The organism is Xylella fastidiosa (assembly GCF_011801475.1).
GTDB lineage: Bacteria > Pseudomonadota > Gammaproteobacteria > Xanthomonadales > Xanthomonadaceae > Xylella > Xylella fastidiosa.
Genome location: NZ_CP044352.1, coordinates 1,466,017 through 1,485,948, shown reverse-complemented (window position 1 = coordinate 1,485,948; position 19,932 = coordinate 1,466,017). Strand labels below are relative to the sequence as shown.

Sequence of the window (19,932 nt, the reverse complement as noted above, 5' to 3'; positions counted from 1 at the left end):
GAGCTACACATTAATGAAACCCAACACCACAAGCGTTTTAGTCCTAGTTGTAAAAACACTTATTAGCTTGTCATTGGTTTGTCAAATGACTTCATGTCAAGAGCATGACACCAGCAGCATCGAACAGGACACTTCGCTGACACTGGCAGAACGCATCATCAAGATTAATAAGGGTGTTGTGAGTGCCCGAGAGCATATGGAGGATGGCAAGCCTTTACTGATTGTTGACATCGGGCCTTCTTCAACATTTAGTAATTCGGCCCTCCTGTTTGATGCATCTACAAAGATGGTAGATATCTTGGCAAAATCCCAAAAAATAATTCCGAAGGATGGGAATGTGGAATTTAGAATAATCACAGAACTTGAAGATCGATATGGAAACACCAAAGAAGACGCAATTATGACAATTGGCTTCACTGGAAGTGATATTGAAAAAATCAACTTCGGTAACAAAGCAGGTTTCACTGGATGGAGCTTATTGAACTTAGCGCAACCACCAAAACATATTACTTTCGCGGGCAGGGAAGCAATTTCTGAGTATTGCTCAGATGATTCAAACAGAAATTATGCTGATCTCTTTTGCCTCCCTTGGCCTAAAGTGTCTAGATAGTTGCCAAGTTCAATAGGTCCGTTAACACAAACCCCGCCCGCGCGGGGTTTTTTAATGCTTGGGGAAGCCCAATAAATAATTAGGAACTCCTATTGACAATGTAATTAGGACTAGCTAATTTAGCTCCACATCACCCCACGACACCCGCAACCAGCGGCACAGGGGCCAGGAGATAACAGATGTCGTTAGACAGCACCCAAATTCCCATACTCTGCTTAGCTGCATTTATTACCGCAGTCAACGCATGGGTTGTGTTCATAACACGTAAGGACCCCTCCCCCTCAACGCCACCGCTGAGGGGGCCAAGGGCACCGCCACCGCCACCGCCCACTTCGGTGGAGGGGCCTGGTCTGCTCAGGGAAGTCCCCAACGATGAGGGTTCTTATGTCGACTTTGCGCCCTTTTCAAAAGGCTGCCGCCGCCGCTGCCGCTGTCACTGCCAAGTAACTCAGGTTTGGCACCTCCACACATCCCAACGGCAGGCCTCCGGAGACGGGGTACATGGCTCCGTAAGTAACCTTCAGCCGAACAGTGTCGCGGCGAATCATCCACACCGCGTTAAAAACGCCAAGCGTCGCGCCAAGCACCGCCAAAGCAAGTGTTAACCAATGCGTCCAGTTCATGGCACCAAGCATAACCGCGCTCAACACCCACACCCAAACACGCCCCACGACACCCGCACCCGGCGGCAGGGGCAAGGAGATATTGAAATGACATTAAACGTTAGCGAGCAAGCCCAGCCTCAGGCTAGCAAGGCCTTATCAGGGACTCAAAAAGCGCCGCTGTTCTACTGGAACGGCATTCGGGACGAGAAAGGCGCGGAGTTGCAACGCGCTATGTACACATTGCGACCACCATACGATTCCGAATCGGCTATCAGGGTGACTGCCCTCGACGCGAGGGGATTTAGCCTTTTAATACACTCCTGTTTTGAGGTGTACAACAGCGCCGATGGGCTGACGGGTCCTTACGGCAATGATCATTTCACTGTACGCATCGCCCACCCGCAGCATGCGCAAGTTAAAGCTGCCTTTGAAGCATGGCTCAATCGCTATGAAGCGCAGCTCGTTGCATCGGAGAAAAAGCGACAAGAAAAGCGTAATGCTGCTCGTGCTGCTTTAGCTACATACGAAGCTGCCGCTAGTAACGGGGTGGCCGCATCTGAAACTAAAAAAGCGCCGTTGTTTTATTGGAACGGCATTCGGGATGAGGAAGCCGCGGAGTTACAGCGCGCTAGCTACTCCTTGGTATCACCACGCGATCCTAATTCAGCGATCAAAGTAAGCTGCCTTGATCGCCCGCTGCCACTGTTTAGTGATTTGGTGTGCCGCTGCTTCGTCGTTCGCTTTGATAGCGAAGACAGGAGTTGCCATTACTTCATTGTGGATAGTAGCCATCCGCAATATGAGCAAGTCCGTGCCGCTTACAAAGATGCCGTTTTTATGTCATGCCACGCCGTTAGCGGCGAGCACACCGATAGCGATGAGGTGGCCGCATGAGCACCGCGACCCTCGAAAACGCCCCCACCCCAGGGGGCGCTAGGTTCACCAAAATCAACGACATATACGGCAACCACATCATTACGCGGGATAACCATACGGAGCTTGAGTGGCTGGCTGGGTTTGTCGGCATCTGGACGAATCAGGATAGCTGTTATGGCGTTGCGGCAAATGTATGTCGCCGATTAACGGTCGGCGGTTATGAAGATTGGCACGTTCCCACCCTTAAAGAGGCACTATCTGCTAATGGTGCAGATGAATTTTGGTATTGGGGGGATTCAGGCACTTGGATATGGACTTGTACGCCGGATATCGACGAACAGAGGGGGGAGACTTGGGTTGTTAAATTCGGCAAAGATCACGCCTTTAAAGCACCTCGAACAACGCCGTACCACGTCCGCCCTGTCCGTGGCCAGATGCGTACTGATGCCACTGCTACACCAAAGGCAGGTGCGTAATGGCTGGCATTGGATATAGCAGTTATAACGATCCGCGCTTACAACCACCGGAAGATGATTACCAAGAGTATTTTGCCGAGCGGGTCGATGCGCGGGTTAATGAGTATTTAAATAACCCAGATAAACTAGCGGAAGCGGATGAACGGGCGGCGGATATAATATCTACTGAGCATTATAAAGCGATGGGAAGTGCTTTAGCGGATTTATATACTTTCCCTTCGGATCAGTTAATCGGCAGCGATATATTAAAACATCTTTATGCATTAGCCGAAGTGCAAGGACTCGCACGCCTGAGGCAATTACATCTTCTCGCCGAGCAGGAAATCAAGGAAGAAATGCGCCAAGAAGCAGAATGCTTTCACGCGATGTGGGGCGATGTCATGCAGGAGGAATACGCATGATTCCTTGCACCATCACCGCACGCACCAAGCAGGGTGTGTACACCTATACCGGCCTGTTTCAGAAAACTGTTGAGGCGAAGTCTGACGCCTACCGGCGCTTTGGGTTCCCAGCCGTTATTGCCGTCACAGCCATCCACCGCAAATCAATGCGAAACAACACGCATCCCAGCCCGCCACGTGCGGCGTGATTTGACACAGGAAAAACCCACCGATGAACCGCTATCGCACACCGAAAGAACAACACACAGCGCGTTGCAATGACTACGCACACCCTGGGTTAGCCAGCTGCATTTTGCGCGATACCCGAGCAATGCCCAATGCACTACGCATCGCCAATTACCGCGTTCGCCGCGCGCACTACGAAGCCGCTAAAACGCTTTCATCGTTATTGATTAAACACTAATCCCGAACGTTTTTCTGGAAGGAGTTTTTATATGTCGCCTCCCATGCCGACAGAAATATTCATGCGTTCGATGAGCGATAGCGAACTTGTGAATGACCTAACAACCAGGCAAGCCGTGGAGCGTTTTACGCCTGTGGAAAGGGAGTTGTTATCGCGTCTTAAAGGCTTGCTAGAAGACTACGAAGAGGTGCGTGACGCACTGGAGCAAGACGGCGATGCGCTGTGGTGACAACGGACAACACATCGGAACGGAACACCCCACACACGAGAGAAAAAAGCCCATGTTTCCTATCACCGTCACGATTACCGATCAGGCCCAATTAAACGCTGTGTTAGCGGTGCTTAACCCGCCCCGCAACACGAGCAGCCCCGCGCAACCTGTGCTTGACAATACACCGCGCAGCGATAACACCCCTAGCCCTCCACCGGCGGCACCTCCTCCCCCAACGGATACAACGCCGCGCACTGCCAACGATGCACCGCGCACCGCAGAACCCTCTGTTACTGAGGTGACAACGGAGCCTGCTCCTGCACTGACCTATCTTGATGTAGCAAAGGCGCTAACGCGCCTGTCTAAGGATTTTAAGCGTAGATACGCCGACGATATTTTGAAGTCATTTGGCGTGGCTGGCCTCTCTCAAATCCCTCCGGAGTTGTACCCAACGCTGATGGAGCGCATCGAAGGATTTTACATCGCCCACGAACGCGGTTTGCCCTTAGAGGCTGAGACATGAGCCAGCACGCCATGTTATCCCCGAGCAGTGCGCATCGTTGGTTGCACTGTCCGGCAAGCGTTCCGTTAACGCGCACCTGCAAAGACGACTCCAGCCCATTTGCCGATGAAGGCACCGTGGCCCATACGGTGGCTGCCGACGCATTACGCACCGGCTCCGATGCCAGCGCGTACGTGGGGGCATGCCATGAGGTCAACGGCCACCGCTGGGAAGTCACCGCAGAGATGGCGGCGTACGTGCAGGAGTATGTGGACTATGTACGCGCCATTGCGGGGGTGCGCCTGGTCGAGCAGCCCCTACGCATTGCCTCCATCACTGGGGAGCAAGACGCTAAAGGCACCGCTGATGTGGTGATTTTAGCGGGGGATGAGCTAACCATCGTTGATCTCAAATACGGCAGAGGCGTCAAAGTCTTCGCCGAAGGCAATGAGCAATTGCAGCTGTATGCGCTGGCAGCGCTGAGTGAATTTGGAGGGGTGGAAGCCTTTCAGCACGTGCGGCTAGTGATCGTGCAACCACGGCTTGGGCATGCCGATGAGTGGGTGCGCACCCTCCCCCAGATGGAGGATTTTAGGCGGAAAGTTGCGCAAGGCGCAGCGCGGTGTAGGGCTGCGATGTGGCACTACAACAACGTAGGCGAATTGCCTTCAGAGTATTTCGGCCCCGCAGAAACGCCCTGCCGGTTTTGCAAGGCCAAAGCGAGCTGCCCTGCGTTGGCCACGCATGTACTGAACACGGTGGCAGATGATTTTGTCGACCTCACAAAGCCCATTGTCCCGCAGCTCAGCTACGCGCAGCTGCGCACGTTTGACAACACCACACTGGCCTGCCTGTTTGGCGCAACAGAGTTAATCGAATCCTGGTGCAAATCTATTCGCGACAGGGCAGCAGCGGAGTTGCTTTCAGGTCAGCCCGTGCCTGGATACAAGGTGGTTCAAGGCCGACAGGGGCCGCGCCGTTGGGCGGACATGACCGCCGCTGAAGCCATGCTCAAACAGCTGCGCATCAAATTCAAAGACATGTACGACGTGTCTCTCATCAGCCCCACGCGTGCCGAGAAACTCCACCAGGTCGGAGTCATTGGTGATCGCCAGTGGCCAAAGCTCCAACCGCTCATTCATAGGTCAACAGGGGCGCCCATTGTTGTTCCCACATCGGATAAACGCCCCGCGCTCGCCCTTCAGGACGCGACGGATTTCCAGGACTTGAGCGATATGCCCATCCCCCCACTCCCAGACACAGCACCCTCACTTCAATCTCAGGAGACACCGTAATGAAACTCACCCTAAAAAACGTGCGCTTAGCCTTCCCCGTGTTGTTTGAACCCAAGAAAGTCAATGGCGAAGGCGAGGCCGCCTTCTCGGCCTGCTTCCTCATCGACCCTGCTGACCCGCAAGTCAAAGCCCTTAACCAGGCCATTGACAAGATGGCCAATGACAAATGGGGCGCTAAGGCGGCGGCCCAGCTTAAACAGATGCGTATGGGCGACAGAGTCGCCTTGCATGATGGCGACCTGAAAGCCAGCTATGACGGGTTTGCAGGGCACCTATACGTCTCTGCGCGTAACAAGGCACGGCCACTGGTGATCGACCGTGACAGGACCCCGCTCGCCGCGCAGGACGGCAGGCCGTATGCCGGATGCTACGTCAACGCCAACATAGAACTCTGGGCGCAGGACAACAACTACGGCAAGCGGATTAACGCCTCGCTGGGGGGCGTGCAGTTCTTGCGTGATGGTGAGGCGTTCGCTGGAGGCGGTGTGGCCAGCGTGGAGGACTTCGAGGACCTGAGCAACGTCGCCGAGCTGGAGGATGTTGAAGGAGCCATGCCGTGGGGGTGAATCGGATTCACACCACTGGCAGCACACGAAACGGCAGGGCCGAGAAACGCGCACCCTCCACCGGCTTGCATCGTAAGGACAACATCATGAATGCACCCTCTGAATTCCATCTCCAGTTTGAATCCCACGCCGTGCGTGTCCAGCTCGACGAACACAAGCGGCGATGGTTCAACGCCAATGACATTTGCGCGGCGTTGGAGTTGTTAAATCCGCGTGCTGCACTTGCTCAGCATGTGGATGCGGAGAACGTATCGAAACGCGCCGCCATCGACACTATCGGGCGGACCAAACACGTTAACTATCTTAATGAGTCAGGGGTGTACGCCTTGCTCATCGGCAGCACCAAAGAGGCGGCTAAACGCTTTAGACAGTGGCTCATCAGTGAAGCACTGCCCGCAGCCGCAGCTCGAAAAGCGGGCCAACACATTGTCCCGCTGCATCACGCGCCTTCCATCCCAAGCCCCTTCCAACCCACAGAGGACCACGCAATGAATGCAATCACCCCATTCCAATTTGAATCGCACGCCGTGCGTACCGTGGTTGATGATCACGGTGAAGTGTGGTTTGTCGGCAAAGACGTTGCCGATGTACTCGGTTACACCAACCATAACAAAGCTTTGGGCGATCATTGCAGGGGGGTGCCGAAGCGTTACCCCCTTCAGACGTCAGGCGGAGTTCAAGAAATCCGGATCATCTCCGAGCCTGACATGCTCCGCTTGATTGTGAGCAGCAAACTCCCTGCCGCAGAGCGGTTCGAGCGTTGGGTATTTGAGGAAGTCCTGCCCACCCTGCGCAAGACAGGCAACCGTCCCGCGCTTGACCACTCCACTCATTCCGCCAACGCAATCACTCCATTCCAATTTGAATCAAAAGATGTGCGTATTCAACTCGACGAGGCCAATGCGCCTTGGTTCAACGCCAACGATGTTTGTGCCGTTCTGGAGTTTGGTAATCCACATCAAGCCATTGAATCCCACGTGGATGTAGATGACCTCCAGAAGTTGGAGGTCACCGACGCGCTGGGGCGAACTCAACGCGTTAACCACATCAACGAATCCGGTTTGTACTCCCTGATCATGGGCAGCACAAAACCTGCGGCCAAGCGTTTTAAGCGTTGGGTGACGAGCGAAGTTCTGCCCACCCTGCGCAAGACAGGCACCTACTCCACACCAGGAGCACTGCCCACCTTGCCTGGGCCGACACAGGATCGCGTTGCCGCACTCCTGTTAATCGGCCAATTCGTTTCCAAAGTGACTGGCGTAAAACCAGGAATTGCTGCCGCCGCGACATTGGCCTGTATCAAAAGCAATACGAATTTAACGACCGAAGAAATACGCCGCGCATTGCCTGCGTTACAGGAACCGCTTTGCCTGCTCAACGCCACGCAACTAGGCAAGCAGCTGCATTGCTCGGCCAAGGCGGTGAACCAATTATTAGCCTCCAGTGGCCTGCAATTCCGTAATGAACGCGACGACTGGGAATTAACCGAAGCCGGTCGCGTATGGGGCGAAGCCATTCCGTACTCACGCAACGGGCATAGCAGCTACCAAATTCTCTGGAATCCGACGGTGGTTGACTCGCTGAAGGTCGCCGCCTGAGATGGCCACCGCGCAGCCACCCGCACCGATCCTATGGGGGGACCTAGAGACGTACTCCCCCGTCCCGATTGCCCATGGCGTGCATGCGTATGCCGAGCAAGCACAACTGTTGCTGTTTGCTTACGCCTTGGGTGAGGGGCCGGTGCAGGTGTGGGACTGCACCGCCACGGCAACGATGCCTGAGGAGCTGTCGGCTGCGCTGCACAACCCCGCGGTGCTGCTGTATTTCCACAACTCCCATTTTGACCGAACCGTACTACGCCATTGCGGCATCAGCATCCCCTTGGAGCGCTGGCGCGATTCAATGGCCCAGGCCTTGGCCCATGCGCTGCCTGGGGCGCTGGGTACGCTATGCGAGCTGCTGCGCGTTCCTGTGGAGCAAGCCAAGGCCAAGGACGGCAAACGGCTCGTTGCACTGTTTTGCAAACCACGCCCGACCCACTGCACGTTGCGCCGTGCCACACGTGACACCCATCCGACCGAATGGGCACAGTTTGTGGAGTACGCCAGGCGCGATGTGACGGCCATGCGGGACGTGGTGAAGCGCTTGCCGTCCCACAACTACACGGGGGCGGAGCTGGCGCTGTGGTTTCTGGACCAAACTATTAATGACCGAGGCGTTCTGGTCGATACGGACTTAGCGCAGGCCGCCATCGGCGCTGTGGAACGCGCCAAGCAAGCATTGGCCGAGCGCACCAGTGACCTCACAGCAGGAGTGGTGCAGGCGGCAACCCAGCGCGATGCACTGTTACACCACCTGAGCACCGCGCACGGCGTGGCGTTGCCGGACATGCAGCAACACACGGTAGAGCGTTGCCTTGACGATCCGCTGTTGCCAGAGACGGTGCGGGAACTGCTGTCCATCCGCAGGCAAGCCAGCACCACCAGCACCGCTAAGTATCAGGCGCTGCTGAACTGCACCAGCCGCGATGGCCGCCTGCGCGGCACGCTGCAATTCAACGGGGCCAGTCGCACCGGACGGTGGGCGGGGCGGCTGTTTCAGCCGCACAACCTGCCCCGCCCCACGCTCAGCCAAGAAGCGATCACGGTTGGCATTGATGCCATGAAAGCCGGTTGTGTGGATTTAGTATTTGACGATGTCATGGCGCTGACCAGCAGCGCGCTGCGCAGCTGTCTGATTGCACCAACCCATAAAAAGCTGGTCGTGGCCGATCTGTCCAACATTGAAGGCCGCGTATTGGCGTGGCTGGCCGGTGAAACCCCCAAGCTGCACGCGTTTGGTGAGTTTGATACCTGCCAAGGGGTGGATGGTACATGGCACAGCGGCGAGGCCATCACTCACGGCGCACTGCGCGGGGCACCGATCGCCTTGCAATGGAATGCCGAGCACGCGCCTATTCGCAAAGGGGACGACATTTACAAGCGCGCCTACGCCCATTCGTTCGGGATAGCGCCCCAGGCCGTGACCAAGCAGCAACGCCAAATCGGCAAAGTGCAGGAATTGGCCTTGGGGTATGGCGGCGGTGTCGGGGCCTTTGCCGCCTTTGCGGCCATGTATCACATTGATTTGGAGGCGATGGCCGCGCAGGCCGCCTTACCGCCGCTGCTACTTCAGGAGGCAACGGAACTGCTTGAATGGACCAAGGCCAACCACCGTCCCACCTTCGGCCTCTCAGATCGCGCATGGTTGGCCTGCGATGTGTTTAAGCGCGCATGGCGCAACGCGCATCCGGCCATTGCCGCGTTTTGGCAGGCGTTGCAGTGCGCAGTCACAGACGCCATCGGCCACCCCGAAACGGCGCACACCTGCTGCGGTATCACAGTGCAGTACAGCCGTGCATGGCTGCGTCTGCGTCTGCCGTCGGGGCGGGTGCTTTACTACGCCGCTCCCAGAGTCGATGAGCACGGCGCGCTGTCCTACATGGGCACGCATCCGGTAACGCGCAAATGGACGCGCATCACCACCTACGGCGGCAAGCTGGTCGAGAACATCACCCAAGCTGTCAGCCGCGACGTGTTGGCCGCCTGCATGCCTGCGATTGAAGCCGCCGGATACAGCATCGTGCTTACCGTGCACGACGAAATCATTACCGAAGCCGATGACAACGCCGCTTTCAATGCCGCGCACTTGGCCGCACTCATGGCCACACCGCCCCCCTGGGCACAAGGGTTGCCCTTAGCGGCGGAAGGCTTTGAAACCCACCGGTATAGGAAGCAATGATGACCATTCCCCGTGAGCGGACAATCGAACGTTATTTAGTGGCCCAGGTCAGGGCCAAGGGCGGTGAAATCCGCAAGGTGAAATGGGGGGGCCGCCACGGTGCGCCGGACCGTATCGCCATGCTGCCCAACGGGCGCACCCTGTGGGTGGAACTCAAAGCCCCAGGCCAGCAGTGCACACCGCATCAAGTCCGTGAGCATGAGCGCATGCGCGGCATGGGCCAGCGCGTGGTCGTGGTCGATTCCTTAAAAGGCGTGGATGAGGTGCTGGCGTGACTCAGAAAAACGCTTTGATGATCAGTGCAGTCACACCGCCTACGAGGGCCCCAAACATCCATTTAAGTAGCAGCATTTCGCCTTTTATTTCAACGAAGCGTTGGTCTACTTGGGCGAAGCGCTGGTCCATGTTTTTATCCAGCTGTGCAAAATCTTTAGCGATTTGTTCAAAGCGCTGGTCAACCTGCGCAAAGCGCTGGTCTATTTTCTCAAAGCGCTGGTCAACTTGCGCAAAGCGCGTATTCACCTGCGCAAAGCCTTCCTTCATATCGGCTTCAAGGCGCGCTAATGCCTTGCCGTTTTTAGATTCAGACTCAGCAAGGCCTTGTAAATTTATTTCTAGCACTTCGGCCAAGGCTTCGGCTTCGGCCTCTGCGTGGGCCGCGGGAACCCCTGCCGTTTTCAGCCGGTTCGCAAATTTAAGCGTATCGAACGCTACGGATGTCACACATAACCCCGCTTTAGCTCCATGTGGTGGCGAGTATAGCAGCGTGCCTCCCACCCATCCTGAAGTGCTGCACGGAGCGTTGGCATGAACCTGCGCCCCTACCAACACACCATCGTTGATTTCATCCTGACGCACCCACGCTGCAATCTGTTTGTGCCCATGGGTTTGGGGAAGACAGTAGCCACGCTGACGGCGTTAGATGTGCTTCTGGTGGTGGAAGACATTGCGCCTATTTTGGTGATTGCTCCGCTGCGCGTTGCGGCCACGACATGGCCGGATGAGGTGGCCAAGTTCCCCCATTTGCGCCATCTGCGGGTGTCCGTGGTCGTGGGTAGTGCGGCAGCACGTCGCCACGCCTTGGAGCAGGAGGCGGATATCTACTGCATTAATTACGACACTCTGAAATGGTTAGTGGAGTTTTACAAGGACCGTTGGCCGTTCCGTATGGTGGTCGCCGATGAGTGCTCCAAGTTGAAAGGGTTCCGGCTGCGGCAAGGAACACGGCGCGCCCGCGCACTGGCCACGCATGTGCATACCAAGGTGGAGCGCTACGTTGGGTTGACCGGCACGCCCGCGCCCAATGGGCTACAGGACCTGTGGGCGCTGATGTGGATGGTGGATCGTGGGGCACGGCTTGGGACGCATTTTAAAGCGTTTATCGATCGCTGGTTCCGTGCGATGCAGATCGGCAGTGATCCGCATGCGGTGCGCTTTGTGCCCACGCCACATGCATCTCAAGAGATTCAAGACAAGATACGCGATATCTGTTTATCACTTGATCCACATGCGTACTTCGATTTATGCCAGCCGATTGTCAATACGATTCGCGTTGCGTTGCCAGCACATGCGCAACGTCTGTACAAGGCGATGGAACAAGATATGTTCATCGCCTTGGAATGCGGTGCTGAAGTAGAAGCCTTTAACGCCGCCAGCAAGACAATTAAATGCCTGCAACTGGCCAATGGTGCGCTGTACACCGATGACACACGTCAGGCCTGGGAAGTCGTGCACGATGCGAAATTAGAGGCGCTGCACGACATTATCGAAGAAGCCGCCGGTATGCCGGTGTTGGTGGCGTATCACTTTAAAAGTGATGTCGCACGGTTGCAGCGTGCCTTCCCCAAGGGGCGTGCTTTGGACAAACACCCCGACACGATCCGCGATTGGAATGCGGGGAACATTCCCGTGCTATTTGCCCATCCGGCCAGTGCCGGTCATGGCTTAAATCTGCAAGACGGCGGAAATATTTTGGCCTTCTTTGGCCACTGGTGGGACCTGGAGCAGTACCAGCAGATCATCGAACGCATTGGGCCGACACGTCAGGCGCAAGCCGGACATAAGCGGCCTGTATTTATTCACCACATCGTGGCGGCGGGCACGGTGGATGAATTGGTGATGGCCCGCCGTGAATCTAAACGCGAAGTACAGGACCTGCTGCTGGAAGCGGTGAAACGCAGAGAAACAGGCAAACCACTCACATCACAAGGAGCCATAGCGTTATGAACAACCCATCAAATGAAAAGCATCAAGACACCCCACCACTCGAGTTATCCGATGAATGTGTGAGTCATTTTTCAGAACTTATTAAAGCGTTAGCTGCTTATAAGGAGATGAATGCAAAGAAGCAGGGGGAGGAAACCGAGCAGGAATCAGACAATGATTGAGACGCAAGCAAAACAACTACGAGACATGCCCCCAGCCGCTGGTTTATGTCTTTCTAGAAGTGAGGTTGCCGAGTTATGCGGTACTCCGCAACGCGCTCGCCAAGCCGCTTTTCTTAGGAAGAACGGCATTCGGCATTATCTGGATGCGCATGACTGGCCTGTCGTGCTGCGTGCTGCAATTGACGCGATGCCGCCTTCTGCGGTGGTTCGGCCTGTGTGGAAGTCTAATAAGGTCGCTTATGGGACGTAAGCCAATCAAAGCAGGCGCAATTCCGAGGTTTCGCGTGCGCCCTCAGAAGTCCGGCGTGGTGTATTACTACTACGATCATGGCGGCAAGCCACGCAAAGAGACGCCACTAGGACGCGACTACGGGTTAGCCATCAAGCGGTGGGCTGAGCTGGAGCATGCGCAGATCACTCCTGCGATTGCGGTGACGTTCCGCCATGTGGCCGAGCGTTACCGCGCTGAGGTGATCCCAACAAAGGCGTATAACACCCAGCGCATGCACCACGTATATTTAAACTATCTGTTGCAGTTTTTCGACGATCCCCCCGCGCCGTTTGAGTCAATTAAACCTGTGAATATCCGCCAGTATCTAGATTGGCGGCCTTTTAAGGTAAGCGCTAATCGCGAAGTAGCATTATTTTCGCATCTTTGGAATTGGGCGCGGAGTAAGGGAATTACTGATCTTCCTAACCCTTGTGGGGGTATCCGGCGTAATAAGGAGCGGGGGCGCGACGTGTATATAGATGATACGACGTACCGCGCTGTGTACCAGGCAGCGGACCAAACGCTCAGGGATGCGATGGACCTCGCCTATCTGACGGGGCAGCGTGTGAGTGATGTTGTGTCTATGGATGAGCGCCATATTGTTAATGGCGCTTTGGAGATTTGCCAAGCTAAAACGGGAGTGAAATTGGCGATTGCGATTACGGGTGAATTGGCAGTTTTAATAAAGCGTATTTTTGATCGCAAGCGGGGGATGAAGCTGCGTAGTACACGTTTGATTGTGGATGAAAAAGGCTTGGGGTTGAATTGGAAAAAATTAGCTTACAGGTTTAGGAAAGTACGCGCTGCCGCAGGGATCGCCAAGGAGGTATTTCAATTCCGCGATCTACGCGCCAAAGCGGCGACCGATAAGGCAGATTTGGCGGGCGATATACGCCAAGCGCAAGCACAGTTGGGCCATACCTCGGTGGTGATGACAGAGCACTACGTACGTAAACGCAAAGGAGCGAAGGTGACGCCTACGCGGTGAATTGCGGAGCGCTCCCAATATTGCGGAGCGGCTATAACCCTTTAATCGATTGATTCATTTATTTATTTAACAGGATAAGGGTTATTTCACGATGCATTATATGCATCTCCCTCCACTCAACTGCACCCCCTACAGCGTAGATCGAACAAATAGCACGGCTACAGCAAGATCGCTACAATAAAAATTATGAATTAAGCTGGAATGATTTATATGTCATTCGGAAACACTGACAGCAATGGATCATGCCATTCCTACCTTTTCATACTTTGCCCCTCAATCTGTCGCCCTGTCGCCCTTGAGGCGTCGCCTACTGTTAAGTAACAGTCTGGAAATGGATATGTTCTCTTGAGGAATGACCGACTCATGACAGATAACAGCAGCACCCACAACATACACCGCCAATCTGGCTGGCGCCGTGCCATACCGGTATTCATCAGTCTGCTCATTCTCGGCATGGCGTTACATGCGTTGTCTGGCCACTTTACTAATCATGGCTATCACCAGATCCGCTTAGCATTCAAAGCATTTACCACTTGGCAAATCGTACTGACCCTAGTACTTGGGCTGTGTAGCTACGCTTGCTTGGTAGGCTTCGATTGGATCGGTTTACAACGTACCGGCAAACGTCCACATCCTGCACGGGTGGCGATTACCGCCTTCCTCGCCCACACAATCGGCCAGACATTGGGCTTTGCCGCACTGACAGGTGGTGCAGTACGGTTACGTGGCTACAGCAAAGTGGGACTGAGCCTCATTGAAATCGGCCAAATAGTATTGATGAGCACCTTGGGCTTCATATTTGGTGCTTGGGTACTACTGGGCTTGGCATTAGCACTCGAACCCGCCACAGCGACACCAATACTGCCACTGGACACACTAGGGATCCGCAGCACAGGTATTGCCTTACTCGCCGCATTCCTAGTGATGTTGTGGCTTGTTAACAGCAACGGTCGAGAGTTCGGCATCGGTCGGCAACGCTTTTGGATACCGGATAGACGCACCGTGCTAGGCGTCACTGCACTCAGTATCGTCGAGTTAGGTCTAGCTTGCGCCGCATTCTATGTGCTATTGCCATCAGAAGCGAACACAAGCTTCTTCGGCTTCATCGGCCTATGGCTAGTTGCTGTTGTCGCCGGGTTGATATCCACAGTGCCGGCTGGACTGGGTGTCTTCGAATGGAGCATGCTCAAACTTCTGCCTCACACTCCGCCTAGCGTAGTACTGGCAGCAGCGTTGGCCTATCGCATTACCTATTACGTCTTGCCTACCCTCATTGCGCTGACGATGGCTGCAAGTAGCGGTCTGCGCCAACCAATGCGAGTCAGCGCCGGCACCGCAATTGCAATCTGGAACACCGTACGCCCCTGGATCCCCCAAATCATCGCACTAGCCGTTTTTGCAATCGGTACGATACTGCTGGTTGATGGCACCTTACCGACACCAAAATCACGACAAGAGGTCGCCCCCCTCCCCCTCATTGAGACTTCACATTTACTAGTCAGTCTCGGTGGCATTGTCCTATTACTCATTGGCCAAGGGCTGCAACGACGTAGCCACTCAGCTTGGCTGCTAGCCTTAGGCATCTGCATATTACTCCCACCACTGGCGCTGTTACGTGGTAGCCACTACTCGGTTTCACTGTGGGCTGGCTTGACCGCAGTAACACTTTGGATGGCGCGGCGCGAGTTTTACCGCCAGAGTGCCCTGCTCGACGAAGCTTGGTCGTGGCGCTGGTTGAGCAATATAGGCATCGTCATAGTAAGCACCTTCTGGCTAGTGTTCTTCGTCTATAGCCACGTTGAGTACAGCAACGACTTGTGGTGGGAATTTGCAACCTCTGGAAACGCGCCGCGCGCACTACGTGCATTGTTATTGATATGTGTTTGCCTCATCGTGTTCGGTATGGCGCGTTTACTGCATAACGCCCGGCGACCCTTCACACCAGCCAGTGAAGCTGAGTTGCAAGCCTTATTGCCGATACTTGCCAATAACAAAGACACAAAAGCCTGTCTGGCCATGACCGGGGATAAGGCGTTACTACACGACCCACAGAAACACAGCTTCATAATGATGCAGCGCTACGGCGGTTCACTGATCGCAATGGGTGACCCCATTGGGCCACCTGAAGCAGCGATCCAACTGATCTGGCGCTTCCGTGAAGTCGCTGACCGGCTTGGATTACGCCCAGTGTTCTATCAAGTCGGCGACAACTATTGGCAAAATTACTTGGATCTAGGCATGACTATGGTCAAGATTGGAGAAGAAGCAATCATTGACCTTGAAAAATTCAGCCTCGAAGGATCTGCTAACGCCGAAATGCGGCAAGCATTCAACAAAGGGAAACGACTGGGATTGCGTTTTCGTATTCTTTCGGAAGAAGAAGTCAGACCACTGATGGATAGGCTCCGTCAGATCTCTGACGAATGGCTGGAAGAAAAGGGCAGCGAAGAGAAAAGTTTTTCTCTAGGAAATTTCGATCCCATCTACCTATATCGCTTTCCAATCGCGGTAATTGAGCATGAAGCACAACAGAAAATCATCGCCTTTGCAAACATTTTAAAAGCACAACCAGGCAGCGAGCTATCAATAGACTTGATGCGATATAGCCAAGACGCACCTAATGGCACGATGGACTTTTTGTTCGTAACCATGTTCCTGTGGGGAAAAGAGCAAGGTTTCCAACGGTTTTCTTTAGGAATGGCACCACTATCAGGCTTAGCGCAACATCATTTAGCGGGGCGCTGGAATCGGTTCGCCAACCTAATCGCACGGCATGGCGAACGCTTCTACGGTTTCAGTGGTCTACGTCGCTTCAAAGCCAAATTCTCACCAAATTGGTGTCCCCGCTACTTAGCGGCACCTGGGGGTATGCACCTTTTTGCAGCATTACTTGATGTCACCAGGCTGATTTCCATCAGCCCCAAACGCCGCGAGGGCAATTGCGATCAAATTTAAAGTGTGCGGTGCACTTAACACCAATACAAACTTTTAGCCTAATCGCTCTGAATACAGATAACAGAGTGGCACACAAACAATGAAAAAAGAGCATTTATGCGCTTTTTTGTGAATCACAGATCTATTTACACAGAAATACTACGATACCGCTGAGAAAAATTTCTGAACCAATTATTTTTATTAACCGCTCTAAGCCCTGGCCCCATTGAAAGCTCAATCAAGTGAAGCAATATCAGCGAAACAATACACCCGCTTACTTACCTGTTATGAAGCAACACACTTCCGTATTGCGCATCTAACGAGACACCATCGTTTCCAATCAACAACCAACACTACAGCAAGAACAAGCCACCTCAACACTCATCACGTAAAAACCGTCCCATCGAAGCAACACCCAGTTGCTCCGACTCAAACTGTCCAGCAACATCAATGAAACCGCGCATAATTGCAATCTCACGCGGGGAACGATTTAACGCGTCACGACGCTCTGAATCAGCGCCAGCACGCAACAAACATTTCACTAAAAGCGGCAACCCATGTAGCGCAGCCAAATGAAGTGGACCAAAACCCCGTGTGTCTACCACGTCTAAAGTCTCCCCCTCTTCAAGGAGGCGCTCCACTCCAGCCAGTACCACTTGCTCATCACAAACCGCGCCTCGTTCAGCACGCGCACCAAGCAACAAGAGCAATGGAGTGATTTTACCGTCAGCAAGCTGTCCCGGATTCGCTCCAGCCAAAAGCAACGCATCCAACAACGCCAACAACCTCGTTTTATCGCGAGCACTAAAACCATATAACGCTGCACAATGAAGTGCAGCAAAACCCTGCACGTTACTGGCATGCACATCAGCACCAGCCGCAATCAAACGCATTACAATATCGGGGAAACCAAGCGCAGCGGCCAACATCAGTACCGTCATCTCCTCCGGAAAACGGTATTCAAGTGGAGCACCTGCGTCCAAAAGAGCAGGGATGATCTCGTTCTGACGCATGCTTACCGCTGCCGACAACGGCGTGGCGCCATTGTTGGCGGCACGCTGTAAATCGGCCCCACGCATCAACAACAGACGCACCACTTGCAAATGGCCGCCACCGGCAGCACGCAATAACGCAGTACACCCCTGCGTATCAACCGCATCTACAGGCAACCCCAAATCAAGCAAGCGACGAACCGCCTCCGTATCTCCCCTCATCGCTGCATCCGGAACATCCGCATGTCGTAATGGACGACGCGGCAGGGGCCAAATACGCCAGTCCAACCATGTAGCTAAATCACGCCTACTACTGGATAGGGCCATACCCAGCGAAGTCTGGCCGTCTGGAGTACGTGCATCCGGATTTGCACCATGCATCACCAAGAGCTTTAAAGCCGCTTCACGACCAAGGACCGTTGCTTGGTGCAACGCTGTCATACCGTAGCTGTCACGGACCTCACAATTCACGCCAGCTTCCAGTAAAGCCTGTTGCAAACGTAACCAGCCCAACCGCACTGTAAGCACCAACGGAGAATCGCCATCTGGTGAAGGCATCAACGGATCAGCACCATGCTCCAACAACTCGCAGGCAAACTGCTCCAGACTACGGGAGGCCGCATCACACTGCATACAGGAAGCCAACCACAGCCCCAACCCACCGGCACCAGCGGGCGATACACCATGACGCAAGAACACCTTCAGGACCGGTACTGCCTCAATACCAAGCGCCAATAATGAAAACATCGGCACGTTACCAGAGCTATTGGGCACCGTTGGTGAAGCTCCATGAGTGAGCAACCAATCCACCACATCGGGATTCAACGCAAAGTGTGGATCGTGCAGAAGCGTCCCCAGCTCCTCTGCACTACACAGCTCAATTAATTCCGACAAACTGCCAAAACTACCCAACTGTAGTCCATCACGCAGCAACGTCAGGGGGGGGCGATCCAGCACCCCACCGACACTGACAGGTTCACTGACGACCACCGGAAGAGGATAGTCAGGATCAAGCAGAGATACGATCGACCAGCACCCAACCTTGGCAGCAATGTCAACGGGACGGTGACCATGCTTATCCGCAACGACTGGCACGCCAATTTCGAGCAAACCCCGGATCAGCGGCAGAGTCACCCGCTCAGACAAGCAAGCCAAAAACACCGCATTACGGCCCTCACTATCAACAGCCAACCTGTCGGCCTTGTGAGACAACAAGCACTCCAACACTACAATGCGTGCCTGTCGGGCTGCCTCTAGCAAGGGCGTGCGTCCCGCCATATCGCGCACCTCCAGGTTGGCGGCAGCCTCCAGCAGCGCTTTGACAATCTCACTGTGGCCCGCTTCGGCAGCCTCATGGAGTGCAGTGCGACGTAAACGATCACGCGCATCTACCCGAGCCTTATGCTTCAGCAGCAACAGTACGCCGGTTGGATCATCCTCATCGGTACCAGCCGCAGCCAACAAAACCGGAGTGCCTCCAATCGGCTCTGTCTGGGCACCACGTTCAAGCAAGAATTTGGCCAAGCGCCAATTACCTACTTGACAAGCCGCAGCCAACGGCGACAACCCATCGCAGTTGAGCGCATCCAACTCAGCCGCCGCATCACGTAATAACGCCGCCACCCCAGGATCAGAACTGCGGGCGGCATGATGTAAGGGAGTATTACGATCAGCATCGACAACACGTGGATCAGCACCATTTGCCAGCAACGTCTGTACCGCCTCAGACCGACCATGCCAACTGTCACGAGTGGCCGCTAACAATGCTGTCATCCCTCGGTGTCGCTGGTTAACATCAACACGACGTACGATGAGCTCACGTAGCAAACGCAGGTCCGGCAAAATTGCAGCCAGCACCATCAGACTACGTTGATCACGTGCGTTTTCGAATGGCAGTGCATGTGGATCAGCACCGGCCTCAAGCAATTGCAACGCACGATCAACACGGCCAGTGCGGGCTGCTTCATACAAATCCGCCACAAGTCGGTCACTTGGGATCGGTGGCACCGTCTCTGGGGTGGCCGTCACCTCGGGCAACGGCTCTCTTGGCGTTGGCGGCTCCACCCTTGCTGTCAACCCACGCGATTGAACACGTTGCAACAGCACATGCACCGCCGGTGCCAACAACGCAGCAACAACAGCTAATACCCAACGCAGGGATAGTGTGAGCAACCCAGGCCAAGCCAGCGCCACCGCTACTGAACCGATCATCAGGACCAGCACTGCGATACCCAGACCCGACCAGGATGCCAAATTATGACTTGGAAAAACGTACCAGCTGCTGCGAAACGTACACGGCCCACGCTCTATCTGCGGCCATAATGGCCAAGTACGCCACAGTACCAGCAGACTGACGCTGACAGCAGCACTCAACACCAATGCCCCCTCAAGACTACCGCTATTGCACAACACCGCCAGTGGCCACAACGCAGGCAACACCACTACAGTCAAACCAGCAGCCCACAGCACAGCAAGCAGCAGCCATTGCCGCCACAGCTCACGCAGTGAATGAGGCAGTGGGCGTGTACCACGTAACCAGGAAACACCCAATGCCAGCATCGGTTGCACTCCCCATAACGCCAGCACGGCCACGCCCCCAAAACCGGCAAGCAGATGCAGTAGCACTGCCAGAGAC

22 protein-coding genes and 1 pseudogene are annotated in these 19,932 nt (G+C 54.8%); 19 read left to right on the top strand and 4 right to left on the bottom strand.

What is annotated here, in order from left to right:
• Positions 1 to 13 precede the first annotated feature (13 nt).
• Positions 14 to 610, top strand: coding sequence for a hypothetical protein (locus F7G16_RS06600; protein ID WP_072866408.1), 597 nt, complete (start codon positions 14 to 16; stop codon positions 608 to 610).
• A gap of 130 nt (positions 611 to 740) precedes the next feature.
• Here F7G16_RS06600 and F7G16_RS06595 read toward each other — a convergent pair whose 3' ends face one another.
• Complete coding sequence (locus tag F7G16_RS06595; RefSeq protein ID WP_128712491.1) at positions 741 to 980, bottom strand: hypothetical protein; 240 nt, start codon at positions 978 to 980, stop codon at positions 741 to 743.
• 34 nt (positions 981 to 1,014) lie between these two features.
• On the bottom strand, positions 1,015 to 1,308 hold the full coding sequence (locus F7G16_RS06590) for a hypothetical protein (RefSeq protein ID WP_038231792.1): 294 nt from the start codon (positions 1,306 to 1,308) through the stop codon (positions 1,015 to 1,017).
• A 12-nt stretch (positions 1,309 to 1,320) separates the two neighbouring features.
• On the opposite strand from F7G16_RS06590, the gene F7G16_RS12755 reads away from it, so the two are divergent.
• The 13 genes and pseudogenes from F7G16_RS12755 to F7G16_RS06530 all read left to right on the top strand — a co-directional run bounded on the left by F7G16_RS12755 (position 1,321) and on the right by F7G16_RS06530 (position 10,000).
• A complete protein-coding gene (locus F7G16_RS12755; protein ID WP_234056287.1) occupies positions 1,321 to 2,109 on the top strand; it encodes a hypothetical protein in 789 nt (262 codons plus the stop codon).
• A complete protein-coding gene (locus tag F7G16_RS06580) occupies positions 2,106 to 2,567 on the top strand; it encodes an Lcl domain-containing protein (RefSeq protein ID WP_072866409.1) in 462 nt (153 codons plus the stop codon). Before F7G16_RS12755 ends, F7G16_RS06580 begins: the two co-directional genes overlap by 4 nt.
• On the top strand, positions 2,567 to 2,968 hold the full coding sequence (locus F7G16_RS06575) for a hypothetical protein (protein ID WP_128712492.1): 402 nt from the start codon (positions 2,567 to 2,569) through the stop codon (positions 2,966 to 2,968). The genes F7G16_RS06580 and F7G16_RS06575 overlap by 1 nt, the downstream gene beginning before the upstream one ends.
• The gene (locus F7G16_RS06570; RefSeq protein ID WP_004086365.1) at positions 2,965 to 3,156 is read left to right on the top strand and encodes a hypothetical protein; all 192 of its coding nucleotides are present in this window, start codon (positions 2,965 to 2,967) and stop codon (positions 3,154 to 3,156) included. Before F7G16_RS06575 ends, F7G16_RS06570 begins: the two co-directional genes overlap by 4 nt.
• Positions 3,157 to 3,179: 23 nt before the next feature.
• Positions 3,180 to 3,371, top strand: a complete 192-nt coding sequence (locus tag F7G16_RS06565) for a hypothetical protein (RefSeq protein ID WP_012382635.1) — start codon at positions 3,180 to 3,182, stop codon at positions 3,369 to 3,371.
• 31 nt (positions 3,372 to 3,402) lie between these two features.
• Positions 3,403 to 3,600: a hypothetical protein gene (locus F7G16_RS06560; RefSeq protein WP_004090711.1), complete on the top strand. Its 198-nt coding sequence runs from the start codon at positions 3,403 to 3,405 to the stop codon at positions 3,598 to 3,600.
• Positions 3,587 to 4,105, top strand: a complete 519-nt coding sequence (locus F7G16_RS06555) for a hypothetical protein (RefSeq protein WP_038232209.1) — start codon at positions 3,587 to 3,589, stop codon at positions 4,103 to 4,105. Before F7G16_RS06560 ends, F7G16_RS06555 begins: the two co-directional genes overlap by 14 nt.
• Complete coding sequence (locus F7G16_RS06550) at positions 4,102 to 5,379, top strand: DUF2800 domain-containing protein (protein ID WP_012382637.1); 1,278 nt, start codon at positions 4,102 to 4,104, stop codon at positions 5,377 to 5,379. The genes F7G16_RS06555 and F7G16_RS06550 overlap by 4 nt, the downstream gene beginning before the upstream one ends.
• Entirely contained in the window at positions 5,379 to 5,945 is a 567-nt protein-coding gene (locus F7G16_RS06545) for a DUF2815 family protein (RefSeq protein ID WP_004090881.1), read from the top strand. Before F7G16_RS06550 ends, F7G16_RS06545 begins: the two co-directional genes overlap by 1 nt.
• A gap of 86 nt (positions 5,946 to 6,031) precedes the next feature.
• A pseudogene (locus F7G16_RS12750) lies at positions 6,032 to 6,280 on the top strand (BRO-N domain-containing protein); the annotation flags it as partial.
• Between the two features lie 153 nt (positions 6,281 to 6,433).
• Positions 6,434 to 7,543 (top strand): BRO-N domain-containing protein, encoded by a 1,110-nt coding sequence (locus F7G16_RS06540; RefSeq protein WP_004088917.1) that lies wholly within the window; start codon positions 6,434 to 6,436, stop codon positions 7,541 to 7,543.
• Position 7,544: 1 nt separating this feature from the next.
• On the top strand, positions 7,545 to 9,725 hold the full coding sequence (locus F7G16_RS06535; protein WP_011097961.1) for a DNA polymerase: 2,181 nt from the start codon (positions 7,545 to 7,547) through the stop codon (positions 9,723 to 9,725).
• Positions 9,722 to 10,000: a PDDEXK family nuclease gene (locus F7G16_RS06530; protein ID WP_011097962.1), complete on the top strand. Its 279-nt coding sequence runs from the start codon at positions 9,722 to 9,724 to the stop codon at positions 9,998 to 10,000. Before F7G16_RS06535 ends, F7G16_RS06530 begins: the two co-directional genes overlap by 4 nt.
• A 1-nt stretch (position 10,001) precedes the next feature.
• On the opposite strand, the gene F7G16_RS06525 is transcribed toward F7G16_RS06530, so the two are convergent.
• On the bottom strand, positions 10,002 to 10,448 hold the full coding sequence (locus tag F7G16_RS06525; RefSeq protein WP_012382639.1) for a DUF1640 domain-containing protein: 447 nt from the start codon (positions 10,446 to 10,448) through the stop codon (positions 10,002 to 10,004).
• 84 nt (positions 10,449 to 10,532) lie between these two features.
• Between F7G16_RS06525 and F7G16_RS06520 the strand changes: the two genes are divergently transcribed.
• From F7G16_RS06520 to mprF, 5 genes are all read left to right on the top strand, one after another.
• Entirely contained in the window at positions 10,533 to 11,951 is a 1,419-nt protein-coding gene (locus F7G16_RS06520) for a DEAD/DEAH box helicase (protein WP_038233072.1), read from the top strand.
• Positions 11,948 to 12,112, top strand: coding sequence for a hypothetical protein (locus F7G16_RS06515; protein ID WP_012382640.1), 165 nt, complete (start codon positions 11,948 to 11,950; stop codon positions 12,110 to 12,112). Before F7G16_RS06520 ends, F7G16_RS06515 begins: the two co-directional genes overlap by 4 nt.
• Entirely contained in the window at positions 12,105 to 12,362 is a 258-nt protein-coding gene (locus tag F7G16_RS06510) for a DUF4224 domain-containing protein (RefSeq protein WP_011097965.1), read from the top strand. Before F7G16_RS06515 ends, F7G16_RS06510 begins: the two co-directional genes overlap by 8 nt.
• Positions 12,352 to 13,371, top strand: a complete 1,020-nt coding sequence (locus tag F7G16_RS06505; RefSeq protein ID WP_011097966.1) for a tyrosine-type recombinase/integrase — start codon at positions 12,352 to 12,354, stop codon at positions 13,369 to 13,371. Before F7G16_RS06510 ends, F7G16_RS06505 begins: the two co-directional genes overlap by 11 nt.
• A 363-nt stretch (positions 13,372 to 13,734) precedes the next feature.
• Positions 13,735 to 16,326, top strand: a complete 2,592-nt coding sequence (mprF, locus tag F7G16_RS06500; protein WP_004087286.1) for a bifunctional lysylphosphatidylglycerol flippase/synthetase MprF — start codon at positions 13,735 to 13,737, stop codon at positions 16,324 to 16,326.
• A 353-nt stretch (positions 16,327 to 16,679) separates the two neighbouring features.
• Here the strand turns inward: mprF and F7G16_RS06495 are convergent, their stop codons facing one another.
• Entirely contained in the window at positions 16,680 to 19,856 is a 3,177-nt protein-coding gene (locus F7G16_RS06495) for an ankyrin repeat domain-containing protein (RefSeq protein WP_011097967.1), read from the bottom strand.
• Positions 19,857 to 19,932: the final 76 nt, after the last annotated feature.

Excerpts from the sequence above, each read along its gene's own strand:
- F7G16_RS06570 (WP_004086365.1), top strand. The coding sequence starts at position 2,965 with ATGATTCCTTGCACCATCACCGCACGCACCAAGCAGGGTGTGTACACC.
- F7G16_RS06505 (WP_011097966.1), top strand. The coding sequence starts at position 12,352 with ATGGGACGTAAGCCAATCAAAGCAGGCGCAATTCCGAGGTTTCGCGTG.
- F7G16_RS06545 (WP_004090881.1), top strand. The coding sequence starts at position 5,379 with ATGAAACTCACCCTAAAAAACGTGCGCTTAGCCTTCCCCGTGTTGTTT.
- F7G16_RS06565 (WP_012382635.1), top strand. The coding sequence starts at position 3,180 with ATGAACCGCTATCGCACACCGAAAGAACAACACACAGCGCGTTGCAAT.
- F7G16_RS06580 (WP_072866409.1), top strand. The coding sequence starts at position 2,106 with ATGAGCACCGCGACCCTCGAAAACGCCCCCACCCCAGGGGGCGCTAGG.
- F7G16_RS12755 (WP_234056287.1), top strand. The coding sequence starts at position 1,321 with ATGACATTAAACGTTAGCGAGCAAGCCCAGCCTCAGGCTAGCAAGGCC.
- F7G16_RS06550 (WP_012382637.1), top strand. The coding sequence starts at position 4,102 with ATGAGCCAGCACGCCATGTTATCCCCGAGCAGTGCGCATCGTTGGTTG.
- F7G16_RS06575 (WP_128712492.1), top strand. The coding sequence starts at position 2,567 with ATGGCTGGCATTGGATATAGCAGTTATAACGATCCGCGCTTACAACCA.
- F7G16_RS06495 (WP_011097967.1), bottom strand. The coding sequence starts at position 19,856 with ATGCTGGCATTGGGTGTTTCCTGGTTACGTGGTACACGCCCACTGCCT.
- F7G16_RS06540 (WP_004088917.1), top strand. The coding sequence starts at position 6,434 with ATGAATGCAATCACCCCATTCCAATTTGAATCGCACGCCGTGCGTACC.
- F7G16_RS06555 (WP_038232209.1), top strand. The coding sequence starts at position 3,587 with ATGCGCTGTGGTGACAACGGACAACACATCGGAACGGAACACCCCACA.
- F7G16_RS06510 (WP_011097965.1), top strand. The coding sequence starts at position 12,105 with ATGATTGAGACGCAAGCAAAACAACTACGAGACATGCCCCCAGCCGCT.
- F7G16_RS06535 (WP_011097961.1), top strand. The coding sequence starts at position 7,545 with ATGGCCACCGCGCAGCCACCCGCACCGATCCTATGGGGGGACCTAGAG.
- mprF (WP_004087286.1), top strand. The coding sequence starts at position 13,735 with ATGACAGATAACAGCAGCACCCACAACATACACCGCCAATCTGGCTGG.
- F7G16_RS06530 (WP_011097962.1), top strand. The coding sequence starts at position 9,722 with ATGATGACCATTCCCCGTGAGCGGACAATCGAACGTTATTTAGTGGCC.
- F7G16_RS06520 (WP_038233072.1), top strand. The coding sequence starts at position 10,533 with ATGAACCTGCGCCCCTACCAACACACCATCGTTGATTTCATCCTGACG.
- F7G16_RS06560 (WP_004090711.1), top strand. The coding sequence starts at position 3,403 with ATGTCGCCTCCCATGCCGACAGAAATATTCATGCGTTCGATGAGCGAT.
- F7G16_RS06600 (WP_072866408.1), top strand. The coding sequence starts at position 14 with ATGAAACCCAACACCACAAGCGTTTTAGTCCTAGTTGTAAAAACACTT.
- F7G16_RS06515 (WP_012382640.1), top strand. The coding sequence starts at position 11,948 with ATGAACAACCCATCAAATGAAAAGCATCAAGACACCCCACCACTCGAG.